We start from the raw sequence: 25026 nt of genomic DNA, 5'->3' as shown, positions 1-25026 counted from the left end.
CCTGAGCTACCTGTCTTATCTCAAAAGACAAGTTATGGACCACAACTTCCAAGATTTACTAAAGCGATATAACGAGGGCAATGTCTCTGAAGAGGAGAGAGAACAAGTCGAACGTTGGTATCTAGCTGTTGGAGAAAAGCCTAAGTCAATCCATCAGGGTATTTTGCAGGATCATTATTCGCAGGGACGTGACGAGATAAAACAGTTGTACAAGGTCCGTAAACTAACTCCTGTGTGGAAGCAGATTGCCACTGCCGCTGCGGTATTGATGCTTATAGTTGGTGTTTACGTTATGCGGAATACCACTCAAGACACACAGCAGCCATTGGTTTCCCTTGATAGCATTCTGCCTGGAGAGGAGACGGCTGTTCTGCGGACAGATAATGGGCAGGAAGTCGATTTGAAGGCTATGCTTGTTGGTGCTAGACTCAATAAAGGAGGAATGGAGATTATTAAGCTGGCTACTGGAGGAATACAGATTCGACAGTTAGAAAATGGCGGCGAGAAAGTTGAACCCAGTGTGATAAAGACCCCTAAAGGAGGTGAGTTTGAGGTCACTTTGCCGGATGGCTCTTTGGTAAAGCTGAATGCTGATTCGGAGTTGAAATTATTGGCAGGCTACAATAAAAATGAGAGAAACGTTGATCTTTTGGGTGAAGCCTTTTTTGATGTGCAAAAATCAAGTAAACCTTTTGTTGTGGGTACAGCGAAGCAAAAAGTAACCGTGTTGGGGACACAATTTAACATTAAAGCTTATCCGATCGAGTCGGAAACCACAACCAAATTATTGCGTGGAAGTGTGAAGGTGAGCAGTAATGAAACAGGTAAGGAGATTATGATGAAGCCAGGAGATCAGGTCGTCAACAAAGGAAATGAACTACTGCTCACATCGAGAGAGACACAGCAGGTCGATTGGGTGAATAAAGAATTCGTGTTCAATGAAAAACCTGCTGAGGAACTGATGAATGATATTGGGCGATGGTACAATCTAGAGGTAGAGTTTGAGCGTGAAGACCTAAAAGAGAAACGTTTTACAGGAAGTATCCCCCGATATTCAACATTCACTAAGGTTATAGCGGTATTAGAGGCTACAGATGTTTTAAGCTTTAAAATCGAAGGAAGAAAAATAATCATTAAATAACAATAAACTAACCATTGATAGACAAAAGAAGAGGCCAAATATGCTCGAACATATCTGACCTCGATGGCTGTCAATATTTAATACTATGTCGTGAGAACTAAATAACTAACAAAACCAATCAAATTTATGAATTACAAAAGAGGAATACTAATGAAAATCCATTTAGTATGTGTCCTTATTGGAGCTGCACTTTTGCAGACTAAGGCTGCTGTGTATGGACAGTTGATCAATGTTAGCGCCAAGAATATATCATTTAAGGAGCTGATTCAGAAAATTGAACGACAGTCTAGTTATAGATTCGTTTATGAAGACGAACTCATACGCTCCATGCGGGCTCAAGATGTCAGTTTTGAGCAGAAGGACGTTCGAGAAGTGCTGAGCACATCGATCGGAGATTTACCTATCCAATACGAGATAATCGATAATACCATCATTCTGAAAAAAGGAGCTAACCAACAGCAAACCAAAGAAATCGTCGGGTTTGTGTTTGATAAAGAAGGTGCGCCTGTTCATAATGCTACAGTACGTGTGAAAGGCACATTTCGGGCTTCTGCTACCAATGCGCAGGGGCGATTTGCTATCGGCGTGCTTCCGGGCGACAAGTATATCGAAATCTCCATGTTGGGGTATCACACCAAAGAGCTGAGTGTCAGCAGTAACCTGTCGCATATCATTCTCGATGCCGTACAATATGCATTGGACGAATCGGTTGTTACTGTACAGACAGGATATCGCGCATTGACCGATGCTCAATTGACAGGGGCTGTTTCCAACATTAACCAAAAAGACTATGATCAGCGTGTTGCTGTATCCGGTAATTTTCTGGAGAATCTGGAAGGTAAGTTGGCCGGATTAGTTTACAATCCCCAGTCCAATGATCTTTCCATTCGTGGAGTGTCCACTTTTGATGCCGTACGTAAACCATTGATCGTATTGGATGGCTTTCCAACAGAAATCGATATACAAAGTATCAATCCCAATGATATTGTATCCGTCAACGTACTAAAGGACGCAGCTGCGGCTTCTATCTACGGGTCACGTGCTTCCAATGGCGTTATTGTAATCGAAACTAGAAGAGGTAAAATGGGGGAGACAAAGTTTAATCTGCGTGCTACCACAGCGATACAGCCACGTCCCGATTTCGATTATATGAACTACGCGAGCTCATCTATGTTGACTTCCATTCTGAAAGACAATCTTTTGATGGACGAGACAGCAGTGAGATCGGGCTATACTGGACGTCTGTTGGCTACAACACCTGTGTATGATGCCGTGTTTGACTATAAGGAAGGCAAGATTACACAGGCTGAGCTCGATGCTAGAGTGACAGCTTTGGGCAATTTTGATAACCTACAGCAGTACAAAAAGCTATTCTATAGAAATGCATTGACCAATCAGGTTGATTTTGATCTCAGTGGAGGATCCGATAAGCATACCTATCTATTGGGAGCCAATTATTTAGGCGAACGAGGAGATTATGTTGAAACCGACAATAAGCGTATTCTACTCAACTTTGCGTCGACCCATCATTTGAATCGCTTGATGCACCTGGACTTTAAAGGTATTTATCGTAATGGAAAAAACAATACTCCTTATCGTAGAGTTGGTATTAATGATTTCCAGTCTTACGAAAGACTGGTCGACGATTACGGTAATGCATTACCTGTGGCATGGGGTGTGAATCCTTATGGAGGCGGAAGTAGTATCTACCATAGCATTATCCCTAGTAACAATGATTTGAACATAGAAAAAGGGCTTTATGATCAGTTGTATTATCCCTATGCTGATATCTTCAGAGCAAATATCGGTCGGAATACTTCTGCTGTCCGTTTTCAGGCTCGATTGAATACCAAAATTACTTCGTGGTTGGATTTTGACTTTGGTGGAGCATATGAAGATGAGCGTAATCTTGTGAACACCCTGCAACAGGAGAATTATATTGACATGCGTCGATTGATGAATTATAGAGCGACCAAAGATCCGGCTTCTGGTCTGGCGGTATTCAATAAGATTCCTAAAGGAGATTTATTATCCCGGAACAATGAATCAATCAAAAGCTATACTGTAAGAGGACAGTTCAACTTTAACTATACGAGCCCCTCTAAGGATCACCAGTTGTCTGGTGTCGTAGGCTCAGAAATCCGTCGGATTGAAAATAGTAGTTACTTAACTTCCATATTTGGTTACGATGGACAAACATTGATTTATACACCGATTGATTTTGTAGCTTTTGCTTCAAGTAGTAAGCCTGTATTTGATACCACACTGCCAAATACATCGATTCCAGCTGTTGTTTATCAAAACTATTTCGGAGAGAATTACGATGATAGGCGTTTTGTTTCCTTTTATGGAGACGGTACTTATCTGTACAAGAATCGTTATGCGTTAACGGGCAGTATCCGTACTGATCAGTCCAATCTCTTCGGAACCGATCCGCAGTATCGATACAAGCCATTTTACTCACTAGGGGCCAACTGGAGTATGCATCAAGAAGAGTTTATGAAAGATCTGAACTGGATCTCTTTATTGAAGTTTCGTACAGCGTATGGAGTAAATGGAAATACCCCAACTTCAGCTAATGGAAAATACCTCATTTTAAATTCAAATATAAATTATACCTATTCTCCATTCGAGAAGTTCTATGATGTGCTATCTCCAGAAAATAGCTCTATGCGTTGGGAACGCACATCTACGTTTAATATCGGTCTAGATTTCGCTTTGTGGAAGTACCGTCTATCTGGTAGTTTAGATTATTATTATAAGAATTCTACAGATGTAATCGGCTTATTAAGTTCTGATCCAACTTCTGGCTTCAATGGATATAATGCCAATACAGCGACAATTGTCAATAACGGTTTCGAAATGCAAGTGACATCTTCGAATATCCAACAATCTGGTTTCTCGTGGAAGACGCAACTTACAGGTTCTTTTAATTTTAATAAAGTCAAAGAAGTACTGACAGCACAACCAACGGGAAATGCGGCTCTGTTGCCATTGATATCGCAGGTGCAGTATACTGCCGGCCAACCCATTGGAGCATTGTACGCTTACAACTATGCCGGGCTCAATGAAAAAGGACAACCTGAGATAATTGATAAAAAAGGTGTACGTCGTATGGTAAGTACAGCGGGCAGTGGAAGTAATAGTGAGATTACTATTGACGATATGCTGTACATGGGGACTACCACTCCCAAGTATGTAACGGGACTAAACAATCAGTTCAGCTTAGGACAATTTGATCTGTCTTTCTTGTTTATGTACTACGGTGGGCATGTGATGCGTACACAGGCGCCAGATCCTAATGTTACCAATAGGTCATTTATGGAAGAAGCACTGAATTACTGGAAAAAGCCAGGTGATGAAGCGACAACAGATATACCTGGATTTGCTGAAATAGGGACACCGAACTATTTTAACACCTATGCGAAGACAGGATATACGTATGCGAATAAGTTTGTGAAAAAAGCAGATTTCATACGCTTGAGGGATATCGTCGTGACATACCGCTTGAAAGAGGATTTTGCAAACAAATTCAAGTTGTCCAATGCCATGCTTCGTTTTCAGGTGCAGAATCCGCTCAAGTATACATTTAGCGATAATGGGATAGATCCCGATGCGATTGAGCGTACTACTGGTAAGCGCTCGCTACCTAGACAGGCGATGTACAGTATTTCTTTATACACTAATTTCTAATCGACCAACACATGAACTTTAAATATATATTAGGATTTATTGTTGCAGTGAGCATGTTCTCGTCCTGCGACAAATACTTGGAAGTAGAGCCCAAAGGGATCGTGATACCCAAGCGCTTTGAAGAGTTTAATGCTATCCTTAATGCCGAGATCAACACTAATTGTTACCCGGATCATTTAGCGTATGCTAGTGATGATGTATATGCACCACATTCATTAATAGCACAGGATCCATTGGCCAATGCATATTTCTGGAGAGATATAATTGATGTGGACAATGATGCTACACCGGCTATTTGGGGGCCATTGTATCGCCAGATCTACAATACCAATATTATCATCAACAATATTGCTGCTGTTACAGATGTCAGTGAAGATAAAAAGAAACAATTGTTAGGAGAAGCTTTGGCAGAGCGTGCCAACGCACATTTTGTCCTCGTAACAGCATTTACAAAAGCCTATGATCCAGCGACTGCAGGAAGTCTTCCTGGCATCCCTTGGGTAACCTATACGGACGTGACCACAGCTACGCCGCCACGTACCACGCTACAGGAAACCATGAACCACATCTTGACAGACCTCAAAGAAGCTGAAGGATACTTAGTATCCAACCGTTTGAACAAGACACGCTTTAATAAAGCGGTGGTACAGGCGATACTTTCTAGAGTATATCTCTATATGGGCGATTTTGAAAAGGCGAAGAATTATGCTGACCTAGCCCTAAAAGAGCCACATGAAATTATTGATTACAATACCTACGCATACCCTACCCAAGAAAAAAATACAGAGATTCTTTGGTTGAGAACGACCACTTATCATGTGTTGATATATGATCTTCGCTACTCCAGCGACCTTGTCAATACTTTTAGCGCAAATGATTTAAGAATGAAATTGTTTTCCTATTTTCTTGACGGGACGTATATGCGCCTTGATAATTATTGGGGGCTGTATGGTATACGTTTTTCGGAATTAAAACTCACGCAGGCCGAAGCTATGGTCCAGGCTGGCAATCTGGATGGTGCATTGAAGATTCTTAATGACCTTCGGGTACTGCGCATTGCAAAATCGTCGTATCAACCCCTGGTGTCTACAGATAAAGCCGAAGTTCTAAATTGGGTGCTGGCCGAGCGTAGAAGAGAATTGGCTTTTGGCTCTAACCGTTGGATGGATATGAAGCGTTTGGCGAAATTAGGGTTAGGGGCAAAGGCGACCAGAAAATCTATTGATAATAAAGATCTCTTGAGTATCGATCCTGCCACTTACAGCTATACGTTTGAAGTACCTTCACGGGTCTTAATGTTTAATCCAGGTATGCCAAAGAATTTTTAAAATATAGGGAGTTGTCCGAAAAGTATTTGCAGTTACTAAGAAAGTAAACAGTTTACAAACTTCTTATTGCTTTACTTTTTGGACGTCTTTTGATCGAAGAAATAAAAAGAAAAATACAGATGAAGAAATTGATAACAGCAGCATTGCTTCTCTGCAGTATTGCTACCATTGCTCAGGAGAAATATACAATTACGGGAAATATTGAAGGGAACGTAGAAGGAAACAAAGTTTATCTATACAAGAATGACTATGCCGAAGATATCAAAGTCGATAGTGCAATAATCAAAAAGGGAGTGTTCAAGTTTACCGGGGCTGTACCTTCGCCTATGTATTACCGTGTTATCATCGATCGCACTCCAAATGGAAAGGTTTCTTACCAGAAAAACTGGACCAGTACACATTTTTATCTAGAGAATTCGCCGATTACTATAACAGCGCATATCGATAGCATGAGTACTTATTATCACAATCCAAAAAAGAAAGCCGCTACTGTACAAGGGTCCAAAACAGAAGACGAATACACCGCCTTTAAGGAATCATTGAAAGAAGAAAGGGCGCAAATGGCCGATCTGTATAAAGATTATATGGAAAAATACCATCTGCCGACAATGGATGGAATCTATAATACAGAAGAAGGTATACGTCTTACGAAAGCCATGGAGCCTGTGGAGAAGAAGATCAAATCGGCAACCTTTGATTTTATCCGAGCAAATCCAAATTCAGTGGTAGCCTATGATCAGGCCCGAATGAATTTCTTGGGGATGTTTGTCGAGCTAACGGTGGATCAGATTACAGAGCTTCAGCATATCATTAAGAAGGGATGGGAAGGTACAGAACGCTATACTAACTTTATGGAGCTGTCCGAAAGAGCCAAGAAGATGGCTTTGTATACCAGATATCAGGACTTTGAATTAGTCAATCCCGATGGTAATAAAGTCAGTGTGTCCTCATTGGTGCCTAAAGGAGAGTATTGTATGTTGGAGTTTTGGGCATCTTGGTGCGGACCATGCCGCGGCGAAATCCCACATCTGGTAAAAATCAATGAGAAATATAAGGACTCCGGCTTTAAAATCATCAGTATTTCTATCGATGAAAAGGATGAGCACTGGAAGAAAGCGATGGAAGAGGAGAAAATGACCTGGACACAGCTCAACGATCCAAATGGGTTTAAGGGAGAGATTACCAAAGCTTATAATATTCAGGGAATCCCTTTTGCGATACTATTAGACCCCGAAGGGCGTATTGTGAATTTTAACATGCGAGGATCCAAGTTGGATGCAGCATTGTTAGATATATACGGCTATTAACATAGCGGTGCCCCTATAAGAATGAGCCTTAGATAAAGTATTATCTAAGGCATTTTTTTCTGTTCTGGTTTACGCTATGCCCTTCGACAGTTCTTGCATGGTGCTTCGAGAATGCTAGGGCACAGGTTCGAGACAGATTCGGGCCATGGTCGGTTGTTGTTCGGCTATCGTTTGCCTTTGAGTCAAGGCGTAGCCGAAGAATCACCGAAGGATAGTCGAAGCTGTCTCGAAGGAATCCCGAGGATGGTACGGAGGAGTATCGGAGAGTAGTCGAAGCTATAACGGAGTTGAGGGGACTTGAGCAGACTTAAGGAGACTTGAACGGACTTTGTGAGTGGTATTTGTTCTGCTGTCTAGTTTTTGTTAACTTGTAGGTTTTAAGTGTGTTATAGTTTTTTTAACCCAATTGTCTCTTTTATGGACGAAATTATCAAAGAAGTTGTTTCCCAAAAATTGCGTAAGCGTGGTGGAGACTATAATCTTGGTGAAAATAGCAAGCTTGCGAATGTGGATTTTACCTATGCTAGCAAGGTGAGTTCTAAGATATATCAATACAGTAAAAAAAATTGGCGTGAGATGACTAGCCGATCTGTTTTTAATCGTTTGACGAAGAAGGTAAGTCAACTCGTTCGGCTGGACGAGGAGCATGAGCTAGGGCAGTTACGGATAGGGTACGGTAATAGCTCCACTTTGAAAGATTTCCGTTGGAATAAGAAACGAACCTTCTACGGGCTTGTTCCGTGGCAAACGGAGATTCGGTATAGAGAGGATCAAAGAGATATTTTAGTGAAAATTCTAGACGACAAGCTGTGGCGTGTTGCAAGCACTGATAAAGGGATAAGTTCATTATGCATTCGTTATCATGCTTTGAAAGTGCCCTTTGAATTGGAGGATGAAATTGACTTTCTCTACTCGAAGGAACTCCATGTGTTTCCAGGTAAAGAACCGCCGGCAAAAGAAACAGCGTTTTCGGTGCCAGATTGGGACAATTGCTTGATTGTTGTGACAGGGGTGGTTCGTTGTCGCGTATGGCATGCTGGTGGTAAGGAAGATTATTTGTCCAATAGTCAGGCTTTTATGGCAGCGGATATACTGGAAGTTTTTCGGATTTGTAATGGAAAGTTTATGAAAGATGTGGTCCGCGAATCAACACCGGTGCAGAAATCTGCTCAAGAAGGGGGAACCGAGTGGGTGTAAGCTCTGTGTGTACATGTTTATGTACTTTTTTTGTTATCTTTGTGAATGTAGTTTTAGGAGAAATACATTTAAGATACTTCTGATGAAAATAATAACAGTAAGCGAATTTCGAAAAAATATCAAGTTTTGGGCAGAAGTGGCAGAGAAGGAAAAGGTATTGGTAAATCGTGGGCCAGGGCAGGCATTCGCGATTGTGCCCATTAATGAGTTAAAGGACGAAGGTTATAGCCAAGAATTTGTTAATGACATCAAAGTAGCAATGGAAGAGTATAAGGAAGGTGACTATGTTACAATAAAAGACCCTACCAATGTATGGGACAGTATAAAGTAATATTCTCCAAGCTCGCAATTACTCATTTAGAATACCATAAGAAAAGTGGCAGGAAGAGTGATGTTAAAAAGATACAGGACATTGTTGCCGAGTTGGCCCAGCATCCAGAAACCGGTACCGGAAACCCCGAACGACTGAAAGGCAATTATGCAGACTTTTGGTCACGACGTCTGAATAAAAAGGATCGAATGGTATATCGGATCATGGAAGATGAGGTTGTGGTATTTGTCGTTAGAGCGAAGGGGCATTATGAGGATAAGTAACCCTCTCGTTAAGCTTTTTGATAGTCCCTAGATACCACGGTAAGAACTGGGGTAAAGACGCTGTCAGATTGATCATCGTTCCGATTGAAGCGTAGCCGTAATAGAGGTGCCCCGGAGGGTTCTGCGAAGCAAATCTAGAAACTCAGAGACTAAAAAGCCTTGATGCATAAGATGCACCAAGGCTTTTTAGTCTCTATTATGCGCATTGTTCGATGTTTTCGGTTTTATTGGCTTCTTGTAGATCTTGTTGTTCGAAATAGATTTGAACGAAGTCGTCTACTTCTTCAAAGAACGATAATATTTGATCGTTTAGATTTTCCAAGCAAATGTCTTTTGCTGAGTAGTGGGATGAGTGTCTATATTTGTTTTGAGCTTCCATCAGTAGATTGAACTGTAGTTTCTGAATAGGATCTTCACGATCGAAAATGATGGTAATATCTGGACATAAAATATCACAGATATTCATCAAATAATTTAGATTGCTTGTTGCTGGTGTGTAGTGTAAAAGCAGAGTTATTACTCCTAGGCATATTTGTTCTATGGTTATTGCGGATAAATAAGCCTGAGTTTCTCGATTGATATCATCAGAACACTCCGCGGAAGCGAAATTTAAGTCCATAGCATTATGATACCGTTGATTCCATTCTTTTCTAGATTTTTCTAAATCTACTGTTTGAGTCCCCGTTTTCTCTCCTATAAACTCCCTATCCCTATACCAACACTCTCCAGCTTGGAGTAGGTTGGTGCGAAATACATCTCCCTTTTTCAGTTTCTTCTCCACCTGCTCCGGTGTCTCTTGGATTAAAGTCACTTTAATCTTATCCGGTAGTAACTGCATAATACAGTTTTGAAGATCCATAATTGGTCTATTCTGATTGGACATAATCGCGAAGAGATAATAATGATGAATCTCATGGTGTGACTGTTGTACATTTAGTAAGTTGCACATACTGTCCTGGCGGGTTACATAGGCAAAGCAGTACAGCCCATGTACCTGACCATAGGTTTCCAGCGCATTGTGGATAAGGTCGCGGTGGTTGTTGTTGATGTTTGTTGACTTTTCCATATCTATTTTGGTTTTAATAATGTCGGTTTGTTGATGGAGCTCCTGGATGGATGAAAGTTTTTCTTCTATTTCTTGCAGTAGCTCCTCTTCGTAGTCTACTATCCAAGTCATTGTACGGTCGGTTATGTCTTTGCAGAACTCAATTTTCTGGAGATCCATCGTAAAGTTGTTCTTGTAGCGTGAGCAGGTATAAGACTCTGTGAGCCTATTGATGGCCTGTTCCTCCTCTTTGGTGCTGATCAGCGTACTCAAGACGGAGTCATAGGGTCTAAAAAAATCGATGTTCTGCTTAAGGGAGTGTGAGCGCTCCTCGACACCTAGTAACAATTTCTGTGCTACGCGTAATGATATTTCAAGCGCTTGATGAAGCATAAATGCCGCATTGGGATAGTTTTCCTTGCTATAATAAAGATGGTATCCTTCCATAAAGGCGGTGATTTTGTCCTTTTCTCTTTTTATATATGCTCTTGTTTGCTCAAGAAGCTCGTCGGAACTAAGCACAGGAAGGATTACGGTATTTATCGGTTCGGGATTTACATAAATCCGGTTTCTAGACTGACAGTTGAGGTATAAGCGGCCAAGTCCATCATTAATTCTTGACTGTACTTCTTTGGTGTTGTAGAAGGTAAAATAGTGGTCCTCCATGGGCTGCAGTGCACGTTGGCATCTTTCCCTTAGGGTGCTGCTGCGTTGCTTGTTGTGCGTATGTACTTGTACGATTGTTTGTACGATTCCGTTGCGGTTGTAGGTCCATAAGAATATCTCGTCGACGGTGAGATGTTTGAAAATGATTTCAAAATTAGATTCCAGTGTTGCTGTCATGTCCAATAAGATTAAGGGTGAAAATAGGTTACATTGTCTTTGTGGATTTGTAGAAGAGCATCGGGAAGTAGGAGGATGAATTCGCGGGCTATCAGGAGCTCCTGATCAATTTCATAGCCCTGTTTCCTTTTATTGTTGATATCGCTGGATAGAAGTAGCTCATCGAGGAAATTGTACCAACCGCTTAAGCTCATAAAGCCAAAGAAATCGCAGATGATGCGTTGTGCATCTACTTTTTCTTTCTCTAATAGTAATGCACTTAATTCTTCAATATCTTTATATTGAAACAGTTTTTTCTTCGCTGTCGGTTGCCAATTCCGCATTTTAAGTATGGCATAGGCTGCTTCTATCATCTGTGCGAGATGGAGGTAGGTAAAGCCATAATCGAAGACACGGTTTCTGTCCAACATGGGGCACATGGAGTAACTGAATAGAAATCCAAAATTAAGAGACCAATTGGTACCCCAACCGTGGACAATCTCCTTAAGGAATCTATTGGGTTCGCTTGCGTGTTCTGGAGCGAGATACCGAAGCTTTTTGATTTTGTGTGTTTTTGTTTCCATTGTTGTGTGTGGTTTGTGATTGTTTTGTGCTACATTTCTAGTTTCTCTGATTCAGTTGAACTTATGAATTCTATTTCATCTTTGAAGGCTATAATGAAGCTGAGTTCAATGCATTTTTGGAGCTGCTGTAAGAACTTGAAATAACCTCCATTACCGTCAAAACTTTCGTTATTATCTAAAGAGAGAAATATTTCAATAAGTTCATTGAATTTGTCTTCCCACTCATCTTCTGGAAGCTCTTCAAAAAGTTGATATAAATAATATTCGGGCTGTAGTGTTTCATCATGAGATAGATACTGTAATTTGATGGTTCTTTTTTTATGAATGATTTGTTTATAGGATTTATGCCGAGTAGCAGGTTCAAATGGGAATTTATTTGGACCACATATGTATCTAATTTCCTCTCCAATCAATCTTATGATTTTATGGATTCTTGCGCAAAAGTAAAACGTACTTCCGGGGGCAGATAATTTAAAAGCTTCATTCCAACTGTCGTATTCCGTATTTATTCCTAAATGAAGAATATGAAGTTCATATTGCCATGTTTCTAAATCGTCTTTTCCAAATCGATTTCTAAGCTCCTCTAGGATCCTATCTCTATGAGGGTCACTAATCTGGGTTTTCCTGATTTCAGAGCTGGACTGGGTATCCAAGTCGTTTGAATCAGTCGCTGCGTTGGTATTTTGATTGTTGTTTTTGGATACTACATTCTCTTCGAGCTGATCGTTAGTTTCATATTTAGGGAACTCTCCTATTTCGTAGATATGGTGGAGAGAAATTGTCAGTCGCATGAACAGCTCTCTGATTGCGAGTACGTAGTCTTCGCCTAGAGCTTCGTGCATATCGATTTCTTCTCTTCTATCTATCATGTTTATCCACAGGGTATCAAGTGTGTCATACCATTTTTTTAAACTTTGAAAGGAAAAGAATTTACTGATGGAGTCGTAGGGTGTTTCTTCATTATTTTTGGTTATGGATTTGTTCTCTCTAAAGTTTACATAATCCTGTCGGTTGTAGAAAAAGTCCAAAGGCTCCTTCTGTTTTGGGATATTGTACTTTTTGTAAATAACGTATGCAATTTCTACCCGACGAATGAGTTCTATAATGTTGTCTCCAAAGAACATCGATTTAGAACTCCTCATTTTTTTATTTATAGAGGCATTGATGATGGTGTCTATATCCGTAAGGCATCGATTGAAATCTGATTCATGGGAGAAAAAATCCACGAGATATATCATCGGATTCTTCACGGTATCTTTATTTAAATACCTAAAGTGTTTCGCTTTTAGTTTCTTTTGCGTATTTTTCATAATGTAAGTTTTGGGTAATTAACTCTTGTGTTTATAATTTACTTCTTTCAAAATCTAATTTAAGAATTAATTATCTTCAAAACAAAGTTGTTGACGAAAAATATATTTGTACGAGCTCTTTAATGAAGAGAATTAAGGTTTTGGCGGATAATGAAGGGATGAGTGTAACAGCTTTTGAAGCGGCAATTGGTGCGAGTAAAGGTGTTTTTTCAAGAGCTTTGGCTAATGGTACTGATATTCAAAGTAAATGGCTGTTGAATGTAGTGGAAAATTATCCGCAGTATTCTACGGATTGGTTATTGACGGGCAAAGGAGAGATGTTGCAGGCAGCCAATAAAACGGAAGAACGCACGGAGACCTATTTAAATGCTGAGCTGGAAGGGGTGAGTAATGCGGTCATTCATTCGTTGCAGCGTGTTATATCTTCCCAAGAAGTGACGATTAAATCCCAGGAGAAGACAATTATCTCTTTGGAGAAGCAATTAGCGCTATTAGAGCGCGAAATAGCGCTGTTAAGAAAAGACTAATTATAAAACAAAGTTATATGGACAATCTATCACTTACTGTTAAAGAGCGTATATTGCTGATAGCAGGTCACGCAAAGTTGAGTAAAATCGAGTTTTTTAAGGACTTAGGAATGTCCTATGCTAATTTTAAAGGTGAGCAGAAGAAATCAGGTTTGAGTTCGGATGCCTTGCTCAAGATATTGTCCAAGTATCCCGAAATAAACCCGTCCTGGCTGTTGCTGGGAGAAGGGGAGATGACCAAAACAGAAGTGCCTGCGGTTAAGAAAAAGCCCATCGCGGCAAAAGAATATATTGCTCCATTGTCCGATAGCGAATTACATCTCGCATTGTACGATACGCTCAAAGAGCTTGGCACATTGATTGCAGAGCAAGCGATATATGTCCAGGCCTTGACAAAACGGGTGGAAGTGCTCGAGAAGAAGGGAAAGGACGAGAAAAAGAAGAAAAAGAAAAAGTAAAGATCGGCGGGCTCGCCGAGAATCGGATGATGCGTATAAGTAAAAGAATTTTTGCAGGAATGATAACCTGCGTACTGGCTGTGTTTTTAGGAAATGCACAGACTAAAGAATGGAGACCAGTATATACTTCAAAATGGGATCACTTACTGTCTTCACCAGACAATAAAAGCTCCATATTAGGTGTCCTTTGTACCGAAGCATCGATTACGGTACTGGATTCGACACGTACGCATTATAAAATCAGGGTCAGTAATGGCGATGTAGGCTATATAGCCAAGCAGCCGCTAGATACGCGGATGTTCAGTAAGAGGTCTGCTGGTGAGCCGGCTCAGTATTTCTACCGGGGACCTGAAGGTCAGCAAGGGCCGCACCTCTATGTGCAGGTGGCCGAACTGCGTGTACGTAATCAGCCTTCGACCGAAGGAAAGATTGTACGTAAGGCTAGGCTCAATGAACATACTTCGTTGGATTATTATCCACTGTATAATGATGGATGGGTATATATAGGTGATCATTTTCATGAACAGCCGGAGTACATACAGGCCAAGTATCTGGGAATGGAACTGACCTACGCAGAACTTTTGAAAGCGTATCTGAAAGTTAAAGATAAGGATATCACAGAAGAACTGAATGCGGCTAGCCGTCTGCGTGAAATCGGATGGTCGAGCAACAAAGCAGATATGTTGCAGGCGCTACGTTATTACAAAGAGTCCTGGGAGCGATCGGGAAGGACCAATCCCAAAGTGGATATCGAGTTTGAGCTCCTTCTAGCCTCTAAGCTCGAGAATCTGGACTATGAGGTTTATGAAAAGGAAATGCGTAAGCTTTCTATGTACTACCTAATACATGGCAGAAGGCTTTGGGATGGTAAGATTTCCGAAAGGGAAGCGGCTGATCTGAATCTGAAAAAAGTTAAAGATATTCCCGATTCACCGGAATGCGGTTGGGAACCTTTGTTCTTCTACCGATCGGCGGATGTGATTCTGGCATTTGAAGAAAATTATCCTGCAAAGAATAAGATGGTGGGCTCGGTATATTCGATGAACTTTGTGGAACAGCATGCTCTGGTGCTCGGAAAGGAAATTATTGATGGCAGCTATAGCGAGAAAGATTTCGTTACTAAATTTGGACATCTCCTTACAGTAGATTGGGCTGCGAACCCGCACTATTACCGTATCGCCAATGGGGATGCGGGCTTCTTTGCCATCACCTTCAAAAATGGTGTGCCCGTATCTTTCGAATCGGTTTATTACTGTTAATGGAAATTGATTAGCGTCCTGGCTTTCGATAAAGATTTTCTCGTGCCTTTGCAGATTTGATAATCAGGTGCTTGAAATCGATAAAAAATTTATAATTTGGCATGTCTTGGATACTTCTCCGAGTTCAATTTTTGAAAATCTTAATTGATTGGGCATGTCGGGAATAGAAACGCTTTTCAAAGAGTATTTTGCAAGGTTGACGGTTTATGCGTACCCCTTCGTTGACTCTGAAGAAGTCGCTAAAGATATCGTACAGGAGGCGTTTATTGTCTTAATGGATAGAACGGATATCCTTGCTCGCCCCGAGCAGGTCATCAAAAGCTTTCTATATAGTACAGTCAAAAACCAATGCCTAAATTATAAACGAAGACAAGCCACAGCAGAAAAGATACATATCGAGTTAAAGGGGAAGGAGGAAAGTGAAACAGATCAACTCACCGATTTAATCCGTGCCGAAATAATAGGAGTTCTTCATAGTGAACTCTCTACATTGCCCGATAAATGCCAGCACGTCTGTAAACTCATCTATTTTGATGGAAAGAAATATGAAGAGGTAGCTAAGTTGTTGAATATAAGTCTAAATACAGTAAAGAGCCAACGACAGCGTGCTCTCCGCCTATTGAAGAGCAAACTTCTTTTTTATCTTGTTGCTTTCTTAAAAATTTTATTTATCTAATAATCAGTTTGTTGAAGTTTTGTTGTAAATAAGATTAACTTCCGCTCACCCTTTTTTGATTTTTAGGTTACTTAACTACAAATTATGATAGAAACCGATAAAATTATATTTGCAGAACTTGCTTCTATGTTGGCTGCTGGACGAGAACTCGATGCCCAGCAGGAAATGGAGCTGTCCGTCTTACTGGATAGATATCCGGATGGACATGTTTATCTGCGGACTATTATCGAGAACGGAGCGATTGAAACCCCTGTGGATCTACGAAATATAGATTCTCACGAAGAATGGAAGCGATTTCAGACCAATGTAACCGATAAAGTTGAAGATGTGGTGGTCAGGCCTAATTGGAAGCGGTATGCATCAGTGGCCGCAGCAGTAATTGCGGTCTTGATGCTCGGTATCCTTTGGTTCGCTAGAAATGAGCAACCGGATTATATTGTGGAAGATAAAGTGTATGGACATAAGAATGATATCCTGCCCAACGATGAACAGGCAATTTTTGAAGTAGATGGTAAGGTGTTTAGACGGCTGGGAAGAAATGAATTGGGCAAGCAACCGATAGCTTCTGATACAGGTAGCCGTAAACATAAGATCATTACACCAACACGTTCTTCTTATTCTATTGTCTTATGGGATGGAACCAAAGTATGGCTTAGTCCAGAGTCTGAAGTTGAATATTTATCGGCATTTTCTCTGGCAGAGCGTCGGGTAAGCCTCAAAGGGGAAGCTTTTTTCGAGGTTGCTAAGGATGCTACACGACCTTTTATCGTAGAAGTGGATGGCTTAGAGATACGTGCACTCGGGACAGCTTTTTCGGTGAATACCTATGATAAGTCAGAGCCTCAGGTTTTATTGACAGAAGGACGTCTGCAGCTGACTGCACGCCATAGTGAAGCTATTATAGAAGCAGGATATCAGGCTGATTTGATTGAAGGTAAACTGCATGCGGGTATATCGACTCATCTAGAAGATGCATTGGGGATAAAGGATGGTTTTTTTAATTTCAATAATAAGGATATAGAAACCATTCTGGAAGAAGTAAAACGATGGTATGGTGTAGATCTGGATATTGAACGGAAAATGGAGCCAAAAAGATACTCGGGCAGTATTGAGCGTAATGTAACTCTGGGAAGAGTATGTGCTGTATTGAAGGATCTTACGGGCTATCAGTATTTAATAGAGGGTAATAGACTAATTGTAAAATAATAAACCTAAAATATGGAGGATAATATATGAGATAGGATACGCTACCAATGAATAAACTAAGCGAAGGTACTGCCATACCTCCGCTAACGATGAATTCAAATTTGTTATAAACCATTAAATTCTTTACAAATTTATGAATATTAAGAAATATTCAAAAATCGGCATGTCCCTGACCAAGAGGGAAAGACGGTTTTTGAAAACGCTGATTAAGATGAAATTGACAGGTTTAATTTTAGTAACCTCAATGTTCACCAGCTTCGCTACGACCAATGGTCAAGTAACTTTAAGTGTTAAGAACGGGAAAGTTGAACAGGTATTAAGTACAATCTCTAAACAGACAGGGGTACGTTTTGTGTACGAACATGGATTGTTGGCTGAGGAACGTACCACCGTACAGGTCAAGGATGAATCGCTAGATCAATCTTTGCTTAAGGTGCTGAATAAGGCCAATCTGACCTATACCATACATAATAATACGGTGGTCATTAAAAGAGATGAACGTGCTACTGCTATGTACAAGTTGCAGCAACAGATCTCTGGCCACATAGTGGATGGACAGGGGAATCCTGTGTCAGGAGCTACAGTGGCTGTACAAGGAGGTAAGTCTACGGCATCTAACGGAGAAGGAAACTTTACTGTGGCAGGTAAGCTGGGTGATATTGTGGAAGTACGGTATTTTGGGTTTAAGACCAAAGTCGTTACGGTAGAAAAGCTCGAAGGATTGCGGATTACCTTGGAAGAGGAAGTTGATGCATTGGACGAAGTTGTTGTGGTAGGGTATGGACGGCAACGTAAAGCTAATCTAACGGGACCGGTAAGTTCGGTAAATGCAGATCAATTGAAGAATATTGCACCATCTAATTTGTCAAATACACTAGCAGGACGCGCTCCTGGTGTGAATGTGACTAATACATCGGGGATGGCTGGGGCTTCATCGAGTTTGCGCATACGAGGAAGCTTTGCGGAGCCTTTGTATGTAATCGATGGTATAGTAAGGGATAAGGCCGCTTTTGATGCACTAGAAGCCAATGAGGTGGATCAGATGAGTTTCCTAAAGGATGCCGCTACGGCAGCAGTGTATGGAACAAGAGCGGGGAATGGAGTGGTGGTGGTGACCACTAAAAAAGGAATTAACCAAGCACCTGTGTTTAACGTCCAGAGTAGCTATAACTTCAGCGCACCAACGCAGACTTTGCTGGCGGATATTACCACTGCAGCGGACGAATTGACTTATCAGAACAGGGTCGCTCAGTTTAACTGGGAACAAGGAGATCGTAAGAACCCTTTTGTGGCCCCCAATGGGAAGGAAGAGTTTGATTATTTTCTGGATAAAAAATATAGTGTCAATGATGTGATATGGCGTAATCCATTCAGTCACCGTCAATCCATTTCTGTAAACGGTGGTGGTGACAAGATTACGTATTATAATCTGGTGAGCTATCGTAAGGAGCTTGGGTCTTATAAAACTTTGGAACATGAAAAGTTTAATTTAAGAAGTAATGTCAGTGCCCAGCTTTCGGACGATTTCAGTGTGGATGTAAATATCGCCATGAATCAGACGAATTCAGAGCGCTTTTTCTGGCCGTTTAGCACCTCAGCAGATGATGCCGATTTTGATGTGGCAGATTTTTATAGGGTGACCTTTAACTGGCCTAAAATGTATCCGTTCTATCTGAATGCTGATGGAACACCAAGTGATACTCCGACCGAATATCCTGTACAGACACCAATGGGATCCTGGCAGGCTTGGAATGTCATCGATCAGGTAATCGGTAATCGCTACGTTAATCGTAAAGTGAGACAGGTGAACCCGATTCTGACACTCAATTATAAGCTGGATAAGCTGATTGAGGGATTATCTACGAAAGTGGTGGGATCGTACGTGGCGCAGGATTACATGAAAAAGAGATTCATGACATTCCAGAAGAACTATACTTTTACTTCTTTAGACCCGAATGGAAATAGGTTTATTCCAGCGCCTCCTTCGGAAGACAAAATCAATGTGTTTACGTTTAGTCAGGCACAGCCGTTTATGGATTATGCTCCCGAAAGAACTTGGCAGTATCAGGTCAACTGGTTCCTGAACTATAGCCGTAAATTCAATAAACATGCTGTGGATGGAATTTTGGTCTACGAGCAATTTAAAGAAGGTGGTACTTTTATTAACTCCCGTGCCGAAAGTCCCATTGTGAGCCTCGATCAGATGTTTATCTATCCAACGGATCGTAATTATAGATCGACTACAGCGAGAGAAACGATCGATTCGAGGAGAGGTGTAATCGGACGTGTTAACTATAATTATGCGGACCGCTATATTGCTGAATTCTCATTCCGTTATGATGGCTCGCCGTTGTTTCCAAATGATAAACGTTGGGGATTCTTTCCATCCATGTCGGCGGCTTGGCGTGTGTCGGAAGAAAGCTTCTTTGCTAATTTAAAAAATACGGTGAATGACCTGAAGCTTCGTGCTTCCTATGGATCAACAGGGAATGATTTGAATGTGAGTGCGGAGCGTATCGGACAGTTCTTATACCGCGAAAAGTATACACCAAGCGGAGGTTCGATTTTTGGCGATCGATACTATAATGGAATTGCCTATGGCAATAATCCTACACAGAATCTAACTTGGACTACTTCTAAAAGTTATAACGTGGGTATAGACTTTGCAATGTTGAATAGTAGATTGAGCGGGTCTTTGGATGGATTTGTACGGAAAGAGACGGATATTTTAGGACGTAGACAGAATGCTATGCCAGATACCTACGGTCGGGAATTGGCGCCAGAAAACTATGCTGCTAGAAGTTATAGAGGGGGCGAGGTGTCCTTGAATTGGAATGACCGTATTGGGGAGGTATCTTATGGTATCAGTGCGAATATGGGCTATGCTAAAGATAAGTGGGATATCTATGATGAAGAGCCAGCTTACGGTGCTGGCGGAGTGCAGAATTTTAGATCTAGGGTCGGTAGACCAGAGAACCGGATTATAGGCCTTGAAGCTATTGACATCGTCCGTACCCAAGACCAGCTGGATGCGCTAAAGAGCCAAGGGTTTAAAACCTATGGTCGGGATCCTTATATGGGGATGATTCTTTATAAAGATCAGCGCGGAGCAAACTATGCCGGTGGACCAGATGGAAAGATTGATGAAAATGATATGGTCTTATTGTCCGAAAATAATACCCCGCGTATCAACTATGGCTTCGGTCTGAATGGTTCGTGGAAAGGAATTTCGGTTTCGGCATTATTCCAAGGTGTATTGGCCTACGATCGTATTATCAGTAACCTAGATGGCCCTGGTATTCGTCAGCATGGAGGTGGGTTCAGACCGTACTACCCGATATGGGCAGGTGATGTGTGGACAGCCGAAAATCCAGGGGCTCAGTACCCGAGAGTGGTCGGTGCCAACTGGGCGGAGTCAGGAACGGAAGCTTCTTCTTTCTGGATCCGTAATGGAGCTTATCTGCGCCTCCGTGATTTGAATGTTTCTTACAGTCTTCCATTGACCTTGACGGATCGCATGAAGATTAAAGGAGTGAATGTATTCTTCAATGGCACGAATCTGTTCGTATTCTCTAAGATGACCGAATTTCATGACCCTGAGCAGAAGATGTACGATTCTTATCCGGTCATGAAAACGTATGCGGTAGGTATTGATGTTAAATTTTAAATGTGAACGACAATGAAGAAGATATTTTATATAATTATAGCATCGGTTCTAATTGCTACTTCCTGTAAAAACGTGCTTGATATCGATGATTTAAATTCGCTGGACGAAGATAAGGTATGGAATGATCCCAGTCTTGTGAATGCCTATTTGTCGAATCTCTATGAGATATTTGGTAATTGGAATACTACTGCAGATAATAATTCGGAACAGCTGATCGGAATTCACTTTCCCTTGGATGCGGTTACGGTAAATAGTACAAATTATAAAGCCTGGGATTATGCGACGATACGGAAGATTAATACCGCAATCTATAAAATAAATGAAAGTACGGCTCTTGCTAAAGAGCATAAGGATAAAGCTTTGGGACAGCTTCTTTTTATGCGTGCCTATACGTACTTCAATAAGGTCAAGCACCATGGTGGGGTACCATATATTACAGTGCCACAGGATTTGGTAAAGGACGATTTGCAGGTCACCCGTAATAGTACTAAAGAATGTTTTGAGTTGATGGTGAAGGATTTGGATAATGCGTTGGCCTTGTTGCCAGGTACTATTGCTAAGACGAGTGAAGACTATGGCCGGATTGATGGTAATTTTGTGGTCGCTTTTAAGGCCAAGGTATTGCTATATAAGGCTTCTCCGCAGTTCAATCCGAGCAATCCTTTTGGTAATGCCTATTGGACAGAGGCGCATACGGCAAATAAGGCCGCGTATGATCGCTTGAAGGGGAATGGTTATAGCCTGACTTCGGATTATCAGAATATTGCTTTGATAGAGAAGGGGCCTGAGGTGGTTTTTGCAGTGATCAATCAATATCCAAATAAAGTAGCCAACTGGGATAATGGAGTACGGCCTGGCTCGGAAAGCCGTGGACCAGCAGCGGCTGTCCCTTCTTGGGATTTTGTGAAAGCATTTCCGATGAAAGATGGTAAGCTTTATAATGACCCTACTAGTGCCTATTATAAAACAGATGCAGATTTCTTACAATCTTATTGGGAAAATAGAGATCCCCGCTTTGATAAATCAATTGTTTGGAACGGTAAGCTTTATGAGGTGTCAGGTAAGGCCGGAAAACGGCAATATACTTCTGTAGGGGTAGCTCCGGCATTGGATGACTTTGGGGTAAATCCAAAAGCCAATACGCCCTCAGAAAACTTGAATAGATACAGTGGGTTCTTTATCCTGAAAAATTCAAAATTATCACTGAAACAAACGGAGGTGCAGACACAGTATGACGTGGATTATGTGGTCATGCGTTTTGCAGAGGTCATGTTGAATTATGCGGAGACAGCAAATGAGACAGGAGATTTTAATACTGCGATGGGAATATTGAAAGAGATACGTACACGTGCTGGAATTGAGGCTGGTAGCGATGGTCTGTATGGTATCAAAGCAACAGATAAGGCGGGGATGCGCGATGCTATACTGGCAGAGCGTAACGTTGAATTCTGTTTCGAAGGCCATCGTTTTTGGGACCTGAGAAGAATGAGACGTCTTGATGTGTTAAACAATAAGACAAAATATGGAGTAGAAGCTATAGCGATTAATGCGGATGGCTCGGAAATGGATCTGACTGTAGCCGCAGGATTGGCGAAGACCTATCAATTGAAAGAGAATCAGTTCAAGTATATTGTACGTCAGGTACCTAATACAGGAGCGAAAGAAAACATCCTCCCGGATAGTTATTATTTCTTTCCTATTTCGCAATCGTCGATTGATAAAAATCCAAAACTGTTGCAAAACAAAGATTGGGGAGGTACATTTAATCCGACTTTGGAATAAGTATTTAAATAAAAAAGGCACCTCATAAGGTGCTTTTTTTATTTACTTTCGTTTAATCTGTCAGTTCCATATGGAACAGTGCAGCAATATGTTTTTTGAGCTTAGCCTTGACCTCGTCCATGTCTAGTCTGTAGCCCAGTTCGCGCTCCATGGAGGTGACATCTTTGTCATCGATACCGCAGGGGATGATGTTGCCAAAATAATTGAGGTCAGCATTGACATTGAATGCAAAACCGTGCATAGTCACCCAACGGGAAGCACGTACGCCCATAGCACATATTTTACGGGCTTTGTCGTTGTCTGCATCAAGCCATACACCTGTAAAACCGTCGTACCGCCCGGCCTGTATGCCGTAATCTGCTAATGTCAATATGATAGCCTCTTCGAGGGTGCGTAAATAGAGGTGTATGTCGGTAAAGAAATTGTCTAAGTCCAATATCGGATAACCTACAATTTGGCCAGGGCCATGGTAGGTAATATCACCGCCACGGTTTATTTTGTAGAATTTAGCATCCTTTTCCTTTAGTCCCTCCTCATCTAAAAGAAGATATTCAGGGTGCCCACTTTTTCCCAAGGTATAAACATGTGGATGCTCTGTAAATATAAGATGGTTTGGGGTGGGATTTTTCGTGTCGTTTACCCGATTGTCGTGCTTAATAGCCAAAGTTTCCGCAAAGACTTTCTCTTGCCTATCCCAAGCCTCTTGGTAGTCAACCAAGCCCCAGTCGGTGAATTGAACAATTTTATTTTGCATTTTGAGTTATCGAGTTATCGAGTTATCGAGTTATCGAGTTATCGAGTTATCGAGTTATCGAGTTATCGAAATAAGTTTTAATTGGCAAAGTTACGAATTTAGGCTTGCAATTAATTTAAGAATCATTCGCCTAAAGTAAATAAGCTGTTCGATTTCTTTTGTAGGATCGTTAACAAATTCTAGGACTTTAGCTATCTCTAATTGGGTTTCTAGCTCGGATATAGAACCAAGGGCAATATTTAGAAATCGAATCCACTCTTTGTTCCCGCGTCTCCCAGCCCCCTCGGCTATATTGGAAGGTATAGAAATTGCAGAGCGCCGCATTTGCTGACCTAAAGTAAAACGCTCGTCTGGAGGAAAAGAATTGGTCATTTCGTATACATCTTTTACAAGAAGCATGCTCTCCTTCCAAACTTTTAAATCCTTATGTGACTTTACCATACCTATATAACTTCTTAACTCTTATAACTCTATAACCTAATATAGCAAATTATTATACGGATACCGTTTGTTATGCAGGTCAGCAATTACTTCGTACAGTTTCTCTTTAAACTCTTCAATATTCGTCTTGTTTGTCGCTGATAAAAAGATTGCTGGATCGGCGTTTTTGGCCATCCAGGAGTTTCTAAAGTCATCAAGTGTTACCTTTATCTCTTCGCCTTCCTCATCAACTTCGACAGGTGGTTTATAGGCATCGATTTTATTGAATACCGTAATAGTTGGCTTATCCAATGCTTTGATATCTTTTAGCGTCTCATTGACCGCTATAATATGATGCTCAAAGTCGGGGTGAGAGATGTCTACCACATGGATCAATACGTCTGCTTCACGAACTTCATCCAGTGTAGATTTGAAAGATTCGACCAAGTGATGCGGCAATTTGCGTATGAAACCTACGGTGTCAGACATTAGAAAAGGAAGGTTGTCGATGACCACTTTACGTACTGTCGTGTCTAAGGTAGCAAATAGCTTGTTTTCGATAAGAACGTCAGCCTTCGATATCATATTGAGGATAGTCGATTTACCTACGTTGGTGTAACCGACTAAAGCGACACGTATCATCTCTCCACGGTTTTTGCGCTGTGTTTCGTTCTGTTTGTCGATGATTTTTAACCGCTCTTTCAGTAACGAGATCTTATTTAAGATAATCCGTCTATCGGTTTCTATCTGCGACTCTCCCGGTCCGCGCATCCCGATACCCCCACGCTGGCGCTCTAAGTGAGTCCACAGCCGGGTAAGGCGAGGCAGTAGGTATTGCAGCTGAGCAAGCTCGACCTGTGTTTTTGCCTGTGCAGTCTGTGCATGTTTGGCAAAGATGTCGAGGATTAAACTGGAACGGTCCAAGACCTTGCGTTGCAGTTCTTTCTCGATATTTCGAAGTTGAGAAGGGGAAAGTTCATCATCAAAAACGATCATGTCGATGTCTTCCGCTTCTACATATTCTTTGATTTCCTGTAATTTACCTGTGCCGACAAACGTAGCGTGTTCTGGCTTTGCCATTTTCTGTGTAAATATACCTTTGGTATCACCACCAGCGGTTTCTACTAGAAAGCGTAACTCTTCTAAGTACTCTTGTGCTATAGCCTCTGAAATATCGGGTGTGATAACCGATACCAAAATAGCGGTTTCTTGTTTTATTGCGGTGTCGTATATCTTAGTTTTTCCCATATATGTCT

At 41.3% G+C, this 25026-nt stretch carries 20 protein-coding genes; 14 read left to right on the top strand and 6 right to left on the bottom strand.

Annotated features, from left to right (window positions below; all coding sequences use genetic code 11):
- Positions 1-34 precede the first annotated feature (34 nt).
- The 7 genes from JKG64_RS19085 to JKG64_RS19055 all read left to right on the top strand — a co-directional run bounded on the left by JKG64_RS19085 (position 35) and on the right by JKG64_RS19055 (position 9260).
- Positions 35-1141 (top strand): FecR family protein, encoded by a 1107-nt coding sequence (locus JKG64_RS19085; protein WP_210355864.1) that lies wholly within the window; start codon positions 35-37, stop codon positions 1139-1141.
- 126 nt (positions 1142-1267) lie between these two features.
- The gene (locus JKG64_RS19080) at positions 1268-4834 is read left to right on the top strand and encodes a SusC/RagA family TonB-linked outer membrane protein (RefSeq protein WP_210355863.1); all 3567 of its coding nucleotides are present in this window, start codon (positions 1268-1270) and stop codon (positions 4832-4834) included.
- An 11-nt stretch (positions 4835-4845) separates the two neighbouring features.
- Positions 4846-6162: a RagB/SusD family nutrient uptake outer membrane protein gene (locus JKG64_RS19075; protein WP_210355862.1), complete on the top strand. Its 1317-nt coding sequence runs from the start codon at positions 4846-4848 to the stop codon at positions 6160-6162.
- A gap of 119 nt (positions 6163-6281) precedes the next feature.
- Positions 6282-7469 (top strand): TlpA disulfide reductase family protein, encoded by a 1188-nt coding sequence (locus JKG64_RS19070; RefSeq protein ID WP_210355861.1) that lies wholly within the window; start codon positions 6282-6284, stop codon positions 7467-7469.
- A 417-nt stretch (positions 7470-7886) separates the two neighbouring features.
- On the top strand, positions 7887-8666 hold the full coding sequence (locus JKG64_RS19065; RefSeq protein ID WP_210355860.1) for a hypothetical protein: 780 nt from the start codon (positions 7887-7889) through the stop codon (positions 8664-8666).
- Positions 8667-8748: 82 nt separating this feature from the next.
- Positions 8749-8997 (top strand): DUF2683 family protein, encoded by a 249-nt coding sequence (locus JKG64_RS19060; RefSeq protein ID WP_210355859.1) that lies wholly within the window; start codon positions 8749-8751, stop codon positions 8995-8997.
- Positions 8979-9260: a Txe/YoeB family addiction module toxin gene (locus tag JKG64_RS19055; RefSeq protein ID WP_210355858.1), complete on the top strand. Its 282-nt coding sequence runs from the start codon at positions 8979-8981 to the stop codon at positions 9258-9260. The genes JKG64_RS19060 and JKG64_RS19055 overlap by 19 nt, the downstream gene beginning before the upstream one ends.
- Positions 9261-9456: 196 nt before the next feature.
- Here the strand turns inward: JKG64_RS19055 and JKG64_RS19050 are convergent, their stop codons facing one another.
- The 3 genes from JKG64_RS19050 to JKG64_RS19040 are packed head-to-tail and all read right to left on the bottom strand — an operon-like array spanning position 9457 to position 13021.
- Positions 9457-11148: a HEPN domain-containing protein gene (locus tag JKG64_RS19050; protein ID WP_210355857.1), complete on the bottom strand. Its 1692-nt coding sequence runs from the start codon at positions 11146-11148 to the stop codon at positions 9457-9459.
- A gap of 11 nt (positions 11149-11159) precedes the next feature.
- Positions 11160-11711, bottom strand: a complete 552-nt coding sequence (locus JKG64_RS19045; protein WP_210355856.1) for a hypothetical protein — start codon at positions 11709-11711, stop codon at positions 11160-11162.
- Between the two features lie 29 nt (positions 11712-11740).
- Positions 11741-13021: a hypothetical protein gene (locus tag JKG64_RS19040; protein ID WP_210355855.1), complete on the bottom strand. Its 1281-nt coding sequence runs from the start codon at positions 13019-13021 to the stop codon at positions 11741-11743.
- Between the two features lie 122 nt (positions 13022-13143).
- On the opposite strand from JKG64_RS19040, the gene JKG64_RS19035 reads away from it, so the two are divergent.
- The 7 genes from JKG64_RS19035 (at position 13144) to JKG64_RS19005 (ending at position 22596) form a co-directional block, all read left to right on the top strand.
- The gene (locus JKG64_RS19035) at positions 13144-13548 is read left to right on the top strand and encodes a hypothetical protein (protein ID WP_210355854.1); all 405 of its coding nucleotides are present in this window, start codon (positions 13144-13146) and stop codon (positions 13546-13548) included.
- 17 nt (positions 13549-13565) lie between these two features.
- On the top strand, positions 13566-14006 hold the full coding sequence (locus JKG64_RS19030) for a hypothetical protein (RefSeq protein ID WP_210355853.1): 441 nt from the start codon (positions 13566-13568) through the stop codon (positions 14004-14006).
- 59 nt (positions 14007-14065) lie between these two features.
- On the top strand, positions 14066-15265 hold the full coding sequence (locus JKG64_RS19025; protein ID WP_210355852.1) for an SH3 domain-containing protein: 1200 nt from the start codon (positions 14066-14068) through the stop codon (positions 15263-15265).
- 154 nt (positions 15266-15419) lie between these two features.
- Positions 15420-15941: an RNA polymerase sigma-70 factor gene (locus tag JKG64_RS19020; protein ID WP_210355851.1), complete on the top strand. Its 522-nt coding sequence runs from the start codon at positions 15420-15422 to the stop codon at positions 15939-15941.
- A gap of 84 nt (positions 15942-16025) precedes the next feature.
- Positions 16026-17147 carry a FecR family protein gene (locus tag JKG64_RS19015; RefSeq protein ID WP_210355850.1) on the top strand — a complete coding sequence of 374 codons (1122 nt, stop codon included), beginning with the start codon at positions 16026-16028 and terminating at the stop codon, positions 17145-17147.
- Positions 17148-17280: 133 nt separating this feature from the next.
- The gene (locus JKG64_RS19010; protein ID WP_246512693.1) at positions 17281-20814 is read left to right on the top strand and encodes a SusC/RagA family TonB-linked outer membrane protein; all 3534 of its coding nucleotides are present in this window, start codon (positions 17281-17283) and stop codon (positions 20812-20814) included.
- A gap of 12 nt (positions 20815-20826) precedes the next feature.
- The gene (locus JKG64_RS19005) at positions 20827-22596 is read left to right on the top strand and encodes a RagB/SusD family nutrient uptake outer membrane protein (protein WP_210355849.1); all 1770 of its coding nucleotides are present in this window, start codon (positions 20827-20829) and stop codon (positions 22594-22596) included.
- Between the two features lie 52 nt (positions 22597-22648).
- On the opposite strand, the gene lipB is transcribed toward JKG64_RS19005, so the two are convergent.
- The 3 genes from lipB to hflX all read right to left on the bottom strand — a co-directional run bounded on the left by lipB (position 22649) and on the right by hflX (position 25018).
- Positions 22649-23350 (bottom strand): lipoyl(octanoyl) transferase LipB, encoded by a 702-nt coding sequence (lipB, locus tag JKG64_RS19000; RefSeq protein ID WP_210355848.1) that lies wholly within the window; start codon positions 23348-23350, stop codon positions 22649-22651.
- 90 nt (positions 23351-23440) lie between these two features.
- Positions 23441-23791, bottom strand: a complete 351-nt coding sequence (locus JKG64_RS18995) for a four helix bundle protein (RefSeq protein WP_210355847.1) — start codon at positions 23789-23791, stop codon at positions 23441-23443.
- Positions 23792-23827: 36 nt separating this feature from the next.
- Positions 23828-25018 carry a GTPase HflX gene (gene hflX, locus JKG64_RS18990; protein WP_210355846.1) on the bottom strand — a complete coding sequence of 397 codons (1191 nt, stop codon included), beginning with the start codon at positions 25016-25018 and terminating at the stop codon, positions 23828-23830.
- Positions 25019-25026: the final 8 nt, after the last annotated feature.

Source organism: Sphingobacterium tabacisoli, from assembly GCF_017908035.1.
GTDB classification, from domain to species: domain Bacteria; phylum Bacteroidota; class Bacteroidia; order Sphingobacteriales; family Sphingobacteriaceae; genus Sphingobacterium; species Sphingobacterium tabacisoli.
The sequence above is the reverse complement of the archived record's forward strand: the minus strand, read 5'-3'. Positions and strand labels throughout refer to the sequence as shown.